We start from the raw sequence: 1109 nt of genomic DNA on the forward strand, positions 1-1109 counted from the left end.
CGCACTCAAACGCGTGAAGTGGTCAGGTTAAAACCCGTTCGGCGCTCATTTCGGCAAAGCTTCGACCATCCCCTTCAAGGATCGCGTTCTGGCCGGTCTCGGCTTGCCAGCGCTCTATCGCGACATCGACATAAGCGGGGCTGATTTCCATTGCGAAGACGCGGCGGTCATTGGCTTCGCCTGCCATGATCTGCGAACCGGAACCGGAGAAGGGCTCATAACACAGCCCGCCACGGGCAACGTGCTGGCGCATCGGGATACCGAATGCATCGAGGGGTTTCGGCGTTGGATGATCAGGGCGTTCGTCCTTCGGAAAGGACGGCATTTCCCAGGTGGATGGCAGCGTTTCCCCGGCGATCTTTGGTGGCCGGTTCGGACGCCGCCAGCCCATGAAGCAGGGCTCGTGCTTCCAGAGGTAATGGGACCGGGTCAGAACGCCTCGGTCCTTCACCCAGATGATCTGCTGATGAACGAAAGCGCCAGCTTTTTCCCAACAGCTCTCCAGCATGGCCTGACGGCGGGAGGCATGCCAGCAGTACCAGGCAGCATCTTCGGTAATGGCTTCCTCAACAGCAGCGGCGATGAAGCTGTCGTAAAGCTCAGCACCCTGGCTGCTGTCATCCCATGTGGTGCCGTAGGAGGCAGACCAGTCCTTGTTCCGTGTCGGATGGTTCGAGCCGTCATAGTCGACGAGATAGGGCGGATCTGTCGCAAACAGCACCGCGCGTTCGCCATTCATCAGGCGGCGGACATCCGCGGGACAGGTAGCGTCCCCGCAGAACAACCGATGATCCCCTAGGCGCCACAAATCACCGGTCTTTGAGATCGGATTGCGCGGTGGCTCGGGTATGACGACAGTGGGTTGGGAGCTGTCCTTGCCGAGATTGCCGTCTTCGTCCGGAGTGAAGGCCAGAAGCTGGTCGAGCTCGCCGTCGGAAAAGCCCACCAGCGACAGGTCATAGTCCTCGGCCAGCAGGTCGTTCAGTTCGGTCGAGAGCAGCGCCTCATCCCAGGTCCCGAGTTCCGTCAGCTTGTTGTCCGCGATCCTGTAAGCCCGGCGCTGCGCCTCGGTCAGATGGCCGAGCACGATCACCGGGGCCTCGGTCAGC

At 61.1% G+C, this 1109-nt stretch carries 1 protein-coding gene; it reads right to left on the reverse strand.

Going from position 1 to position 1109, the window contains the following annotated elements; genetic code table 11:
- Positions 1 to 22: 22 nt before the first annotated feature.
- Positions 23 to 1109, reverse strand: a 1087-nt coding sequence (locus tag E1297_RS01540; protein ID WP_155133023.1) for a DNA methyltransferase, incomplete at its 5' end; no start/stop codon positions are given.

The organism is Roseibium sp. RKSG952 (assembly GCF_009711355.1).